Here is a 6,000-nt window from a genome sequence, read left to right as displayed (position 1 = left end):
GGAACAATATTATTTGTTACCGTTACAACTAATGTTATTGGTGAAGCACATTGATTCGCATTTGGAGTAAAAACATAGTTTCCACTTGTTGTGTTGTTGATGGTCGCAGGACTCCAAGTTCCAACAATTCCGTTTGGAGAAGTTGTGTTTAATGTTGGAGCAGTTGAGCCACTGCAAAGTGTCAAAGTTGTATCAAAATCAGGAACTACATTATTTGTAATTGTGACCAAAACAGTATCAGAAATTTCCAGTCCACAGCTGTTTGTTGCTGTTAAAGTTAACAAAATTGTACCGGTTGCATTTGAGGGAACTGTATAGGAAGTAGCTAAAGAACTCGAGCTACTGAAAATGCCACTAGGAGCACTCCATAACACCGATTGTTCACCTTCGGCTGAAGCTGTTAAAGCAATACTATTTCCCGGACAAGCAGATATAGAAGGAGTATTAATTTCAACTAAGAATGGCTGCACTGGGGCAGAACATCCATAATTTACATAGGTTGCAATACCTCCTGGTGTAAATAGAACAGTGGAACCGTCAGAGGCAGTTGTTTCTCCCGTCGGGCTTACCAAAAGTGCTCTGTCATAAGTAACTACATCCACACAAGGGCCAAAAAACATAGTTAATGTTCGTAGTCCTGTTCCAAAATTAGCAAAATGCCCAGAGGTAATTGCAGGATTATTTTGAAATATGATATAAATATCTTCCGAAAGTGCACCAAATGAATTGAGTGCCGTATCAAAATTAAAACTTGTCACCAATATAACGGAGGCATTGGCAGGAAGAACTCCTCCGGAAGGTTCAATTATTTCGCCACATCCTCCTGCAGCAAGAATATCCGCATTTAATGTGGCAACTTTTGATGCTGTTGTTGCATTTTGGATGAGTCCTTGCCAAGAATTATTTGGCCAACTTACGTTTAAAGTTGAGGTGTTTAAAGGAGCACCTCCAATTTTAAAGCGTACCATTTCATTTAATCCCTCTTGTGCACCACACGCATCTACAAGTATACTTTCTATTTCAAAACATTGAGAATAAGTGTTTTGTGCAAAAAAAACAAGGAATAACAGTTTTAAGAATTTAGTTTTCAATTTGGAAAAAAATTAGGCACAAATATAAGCCAATTCAAGTTCTTATTAAAAATGAAAACATTAATAAAACGTTATGTATATGAAATTTATGATTTTTTAATGATTTTTTGCCAATAAAAAAAGCCCCGTAAAGGGCTTTTTACTATAATCTATATCGAAAAAATTAATAGAAATAAACAGAAGTATAATTATCGTCCATGCTTGTCCCTGTAGTGGTGGATGTTGCCGGAAAATTATTTGAATTATAAGTATAAGTTGTTGTCAGTATAGTAAAAGTATCCCTTTTTACTGTCAACACGTTGTTAACATTATCTTCAATATCTGATTTGAGATTTGGCAATGCAAAATTTAACTTATTATATCCGGTTACGTTTTTAAACGGTTCGTTTTTATCATCAAAAGTCACTTCAATTACTTCATCAGATTCAAAACCTTCGTAATATTTAGTGATTTCCTTTTTGTAAGGACGATTGTTATTAAAATAAAAAGTTCCGTTTGCTGCCAATTCGCCGTCTCTTTCAGTCACAAATGAAACAGTTCCATCTACGTTATGTGTATATTCGTCAACTTCAGTAAAGCTATTTGTCTCAACACGAGTTGATCGGATTAATCTTTCGTTAGCATCATATTCATAAGTTATCACATCTTCCAAATCACCATCTAAGAAATATTTTTCCTGAGTAATTAAGTTTCCGGTATAAGTGAATTCGGTAACTTCTTCGCCATCCCAATCTAATTTTAAAATTTTATTTCCACTGTAAGTAACTAATAAAGTTGACACATAGCCATCTTCATAGGTTTCAACTATTTTAGAAAGTAAGGCATCATTTGTAGTATCATTGCTATCATCGCTAGAACTACAAGCATTTAAAGTTAATGTCAAGGCAATTAAGCCTAAAAAGATTTTTTTCATTGAATAAGGTTGTTATAATTTGGCCAAATATATAGTAATATTCTTTATAAAACAATTTAGGAAAAATGAGTAGAGTTATTCTCCTTTTTTACTTCTATTTTTTTGTTTCATAATCTGTTAACTTAAATCCAAAAAAAATAAACTACTTTTGCCGAAAATTAGAACGTGACTATCGCGTTTGTAAATTGTACTTATGAACTCAAAAAAAATTGCTGAATACCGAAAATTACTTGACGTTACTAAAATGGCAACCTTAAAAGAATTAAAAACAGTGTACCGCAACAGCATGAAGGAAGATCATCCGGACACCATTGCAGATCCTGTTGAACGTCTGGCCGCAGAAGAAAGAAGCAAAATGATTATTGAGGCATATCATTTTTTGGTTAGTATTGCTCCTGAAACACAAGAAAAAGTGAAAGATGAATATTTGAAAACTACAACCACTTCAGGGATTTTAGAATTTTATTATGAAGATGGTGTACTAAATATACATTTTTTAGATGGAAATAAATTTGAATATTTTGGTGTTCCTAAAGTAACTTACATTAAAATGATAAACGCAGAATCACCCGCTCGTTTTGCAAGAAGACATGTTTATCATGAGTTTTTATACCGAAGTGCGAGTAAATTAGTTGTTGCAGAGTAAATCATATTAATTAAAAACAATATAAGGTGCCTATTTTTGGCACCTTTTTTTATTTCTTTTTTTGAGATTGCCTACGAGTGGTTTAAATGTAATTTTTTCGAAAAATTATATAACACAAAAGCACGGTTGTGGTTGCACCTTTGTAATACATTGATAATTGTTTAACTCTAAATGAATTTACGATGAGTGAGAAAGATAGAAACACAGGAAGGCGAGAGACTAAAAACTCAATAATGAGAGATTTAAAAATTAAATCCAAGAAAAAAATCCCACTTAGTCACAAAGAAATCTTGAAAGCTAATGACATGGAAGAACCGGATATTTGGAACTTGCCAAAAGAATAGTTTAAACTTATAAAATAGATAAATATGAATAATTTTTTTAGGGCATTACTTGCCGGATACGGAGCCAAGAAATTAGGCGGCGGTTGTTTTGGAACAATTATAGTTTTTATTATTCTTTGGGTCGTATTAGGACAATGTAGCTCATGATAATTGAAAAAATGGTCGATATGGAAAATTCTAAAACAAAAACAGTTGAAATATTAAATTCGTTAGTTGAAGTAAATAACGATCGAATTCAAGGTTATGAAACGGCTATGTTGGAAGCAAAAGACTCTCAGTTAAAAGTTGAGTTTTCACTATTTATCGTTACAAGTAAGAGATGTGTGATGGAATTGTGTGATGAAATTAAACGTTTAGGTGGAAATCCAATCGGCACGAACAAAACGAGTGGAAAATTTTTTAAATTATGGATGGATTTAGAAAAAACTATTTCAGAAAACCTTAATCGTGCTCTATTAGATTCATGTGTTTTTAGAGAAGATATTGCAATAGGAAATTATGACGATTGGTTAATTGATGATGTAAAAAATATCGTAGACGAACGCCACAACATGATGATTTTAACTCAACGAACCGAACTTTATCGTGAAAGAGAAAAATTAAAAGCACTTCGTGAACTTATATGTTCCTCTTAATATTTGCTATGAATTTGATTGATTTTTGAGATTGAAAATGCCGCGGGTTTCCCTGCGGTATTTTTTTTGTTTATGGTTGTCGGTTGTTCTTCTGTAATCATTCTCTTTTTGTCATTTTGAAAAATGACGAAGTCTAAATAAAAATCTCCAGCAAAGCAGGTTAGTTATTAAAAAAAACCGCAGAATATATCTACGGTTCTTATACTGCAATCTAACTTTATTTAATTAAAACGTTTCGCTATAAATTCAATAAAATTTTCATCACTCATTTTGTTTGAAGTACATTCTGTAGCCTCCGCATTTTTGTATTGTGGCGTATCGGCTAGAAATTTCATAAATTGTTCCTGTACTTGTCCTGTGCCAGTGAGATGAATTTCATCCACATTTGGCATAACGAAAGCAATTTCTTTAAAATACTTCTGCATTAAACCAATTTCATGGTTATTAGCTGTTTTTTCACTCGAATTATATTCGGCTCCGGCATTGGAAACAGTGCCCAAAACGATAAACTCTCCATTATCAACATCTTCTCTTCCAACGATGGTTGCATTGTGGGTGTCCATCCAAACACCAAACTGTTTTTTGTTTTTATCTGACATACATTTTACTTTTCTTAAAGGTAAGTCTTCTAAAACGGATAAACTTTTTTTTGGGTTAATATTGTGATTAGTTTTAAGTAACTGAGAAGCTGTGTCACTGAGTGGCTAAGTTTATGAAAGAAACAACTGTTTTAAACTTTCAAAATACCTCTAAAACCTCTAACTCCATAATACGATTGAGCTCCATTATGATAAACAAAAACCTGATTATACCGAAAATCAGCAAACAAAGCACCACCTAATTTTCTAATTTCGTCCGGAGTTTTTATCCAACTGGATGTTTTGGTGTCAAATTTTCCTAATTGCTGTAATTCGCGGTATTGTTCTTCTGATAAAAGTTCAATTCCCATCTCCGTAGCCATATCAATAGCATTGTTTTCAGGTTTATATTCTTTTCTCGAATCTAGTCCTTCGCGATCATAACAAACACTTCTTCTTCCTTTCGGACTCTCGGCGGAACAATCCATGAAAATATATTCTCCTGTTTTTTCATCCAAACCAACCACATCAGGTTCTCCTCCGGTTTTTTCCATCTCATTCAGGGACCATAATTTCTCAGGATTTGCTTCTAATTTAACTAGAACATCATTCCATTTTAAATTTTTATGGCGATTTATATTTTTCTCAAAACGAATTCGTAGCAAATCGATTAACTCATTTTTTTGTTCAGAAGATACTATTTTGTCGCTTTTCATTAGTTAGTAAGTTATTATTCCAAATTTAAAAAATAATCACAAATAGACAAACAAAAAAAGAAACCTTACCTTTGCAAAAATTATGCACATGGCACACAAAGCAGGGTTCGTCAACATCATCGGAAATCCCAACGTAGGAAAATCAACTTTAATGAATGCCTTCGTGGGCGAAAAGCTTTCCATCATCACCTCCAAAGCCCAAACAACAAGACATCGTATTTTGGGAATTGTGAACGGAGAAGATTTTCAGATGGTTTTATCCGACACACCCGGCATCATCAAACCTGCTTATGAAATGCAGGAATCGATGATGCAGTTCGTAAAATCCGCTTTTGAAGATGCCGATGTATTGATTTATATGGTTGAAATCGGCGAAAAAGAATTAAAAGACGAAGCTTTTTTTAATCGAATTATCCACAGCGAAATCCCTGTTTTACTTTTATTAAACAAAATTGACAAGTCCAACCAACAACAATTGGAAGAACAAGTTGCTTTGTGGAAAGAAAAAGTGCCGAATGCCGAAATTTTTGCCATTTCAGCCTTAGAAAATTTCAATGTGAAAGAAGTATTTGATCGTATTATATCATTATTACCCGAATCACCACCATACTACCCAAAAGATACATTGACCGATAAACCGGAACGTTTTTTTGTAAACGAAACCATTCGCGAAAAAATCTTAATCAACTACGACAAAGAAATTCCGTATGCAGTTGAGGTAGAAACCGAAGAATTCATTGAAGACGATAACATTATCCGCATTCGTTCCTTAATTATGGTTGAACGCGACACCCAAAAAGGAATCATCATCGGTCACAAAGGAGCTGCATTAAAACGAGTAGGTATGCAAGCCCGAGAAGATCTAGAGAAATTCTTCGGAAAGCAAATCCACATCGAACTCTTTGTGAAAGTCAGCAAAGACTGGCGTAGCAATGCTTTTCAGTTGAGAAGATTAGGGTATAATCAGAAGTAAAAGTTGCGGGTTTCGGGTTTCGGGTTGGAGTTAAAAGTTTCAAGTTTGGAGTTTCAAATTTTATGCAGTAAGTTGGCACGATAACCGCAATCTTGTCATTCTGA

General features: G+C 33.8%; 8 protein-coding genes and 1 pseudogene. 5 read left to right on the top strand and 4 right to left on the bottom strand.

Translation table 11 applies throughout. The annotated features are described in order from the left end of the window. Both B4N66_RS06400 and B4N66_RS06395 read right to left on the bottom strand, forming a co-directional pair. Positions 1 to 1,091: pseudogene (locus B4N66_RS06400) on the bottom strand (hypothetical protein); the annotation flags it as partial. Between the two features lie 163 nt (positions 1,092 to 1,254). Then, positions 1,255 to 2,004, bottom strand: coding sequence for a hypothetical protein (locus tag B4N66_RS06395; RefSeq protein ID WP_291093254.1), 750 nt, complete (start codon positions 2,002 to 2,004; stop codon positions 1,255 to 1,257). 193 nt (positions 2,005 to 2,197) lie between these two features. On the opposite strand from B4N66_RS06395, the gene B4N66_RS06390 reads away from it, so the two are divergent. From B4N66_RS06390 to B4N66_RS06375, 4 genes are all read left to right on the top strand, one after another. Continuing rightward, a complete protein-coding gene (locus tag B4N66_RS06390) occupies positions 2,198 to 2,650 on the top strand; it encodes a KTSC domain-containing protein (protein WP_291093253.1) in 453 nt (150 codons plus the stop codon). Between the two features lie 182 nt (positions 2,651 to 2,832). Then, positions 2,833 to 2,994: a hypothetical protein gene (locus B4N66_RS06385; RefSeq protein ID WP_291093252.1), complete on the top strand. Its 162-nt coding sequence runs from the start codon at positions 2,833 to 2,835 to the stop codon at positions 2,992 to 2,994. A 24-nt stretch (positions 2,995 to 3,018) separates the two neighbouring features. Beyond that, positions 3,019 to 3,141: a hypothetical protein gene (locus B4N66_RS06380; protein ID WP_291093250.1), complete on the top strand. Its 123-nt coding sequence runs from the start codon at positions 3,019 to 3,021 to the stop codon at positions 3,139 to 3,141. A gap of 20 nt (positions 3,142 to 3,161) precedes the next feature. Beyond that, positions 3,162 to 3,629, top strand: a complete 468-nt coding sequence (locus B4N66_RS06375; protein WP_291093248.1) for a PA2169 family four-helix-bundle protein — start codon at positions 3,162 to 3,164, stop codon at positions 3,627 to 3,629. A gap of 221 nt (positions 3,630 to 3,850) precedes the next feature. Here B4N66_RS06375 and B4N66_RS06370 read toward each other — a convergent pair whose 3' ends face one another. Both B4N66_RS06370 and B4N66_RS06365 read right to left on the bottom strand, forming a co-directional pair. Further along, positions 3,851 to 4,228 (bottom strand): hypothetical protein, encoded by a 378-nt coding sequence (locus B4N66_RS06370; protein ID WP_291093247.1) that lies wholly within the window; start codon positions 4,226 to 4,228, stop codon positions 3,851 to 3,853. A 131-nt stretch (positions 4,229 to 4,359) separates the two neighbouring features. Continuing rightward, positions 4,360 to 4,923: a DUF4256 domain-containing protein gene (locus B4N66_RS06365; RefSeq protein WP_291093245.1), complete on the bottom strand. Its 564-nt coding sequence runs from the start codon at positions 4,921 to 4,923 to the stop codon at positions 4,360 to 4,362. An 88-nt stretch (positions 4,924 to 5,011) separates the two neighbouring features. On the opposite strand from B4N66_RS06365, the gene era reads away from it, so the two are divergent. After that, positions 5,012 to 5,896: a GTPase Era gene (era, locus tag B4N66_RS06360; RefSeq protein ID WP_291093244.1), complete on the top strand. Its 885-nt coding sequence runs from the start codon at positions 5,012 to 5,014 to the stop codon at positions 5,894 to 5,896. The last annotated feature ends 104 nt before the right edge of the window (positions 5,897 to 6,000 follow it).

Origin of the sequence: Flavobacterium sp. UBA2787 (genome assembly GCA_002352205.1) — a bacterium.
Taxonomy (GTDB): Bacteria; Bacteroidota; Bacteroidia; order Flavobacteriales; family Flavobacteriaceae; genus Flavobacterium.
The sequence above is the reverse complement of the archived record's forward strand: the minus strand, read 5'-3'. Positions and strand labels throughout refer to the sequence as shown.

Coding starts and splice junctions, on each gene's coding strand:
- B4N66_RS06395 (WP_291093254.1), bottom strand. CDS start 2,004: ATGAAAAAAATCTTTTTAGGCTTAATTGCCTTGACATTAACTTTAAAT.
- B4N66_RS06390 (WP_291093253.1), top strand. CDS start 2,198: ATGAACTCAAAAAAAATTGCTGAATACCGAAAATTACTTGACGTTACT.
- B4N66_RS06385 (WP_291093252.1), top strand. CDS start 2,833: ATGAGTGAGAAAGATAGAAACACAGGAAGGCGAGAGACTAAAAACTCA.
- B4N66_RS06380 (WP_291093250.1), top strand. CDS start 3,019: ATGAATAATTTTTTTAGGGCATTACTTGCCGGATACGGAGCCAAGAAA.
- B4N66_RS06375 (WP_291093248.1), top strand. CDS start 3,162: ATGGAAAATTCTAAAACAAAAACAGTTGAAATATTAAATTCGTTAGTT.
- B4N66_RS06370 (WP_291093247.1), bottom strand. CDS start 4,228: ATGTCAGATAAAAACAAAAAACAGTTTGGTGTTTGGATGGACACCCAC.
- B4N66_RS06365 (WP_291093245.1), bottom strand. CDS start 4,923: ATGAAAAGCGACAAAATAGTATCTTCTGAACAAAAAAATGAGTTAATC.
- era (WP_291093244.1), top strand. CDS start 5,012: ATGGCACACAAAGCAGGGTTCGTCAACATCATCGGAAATCCCAACGTA.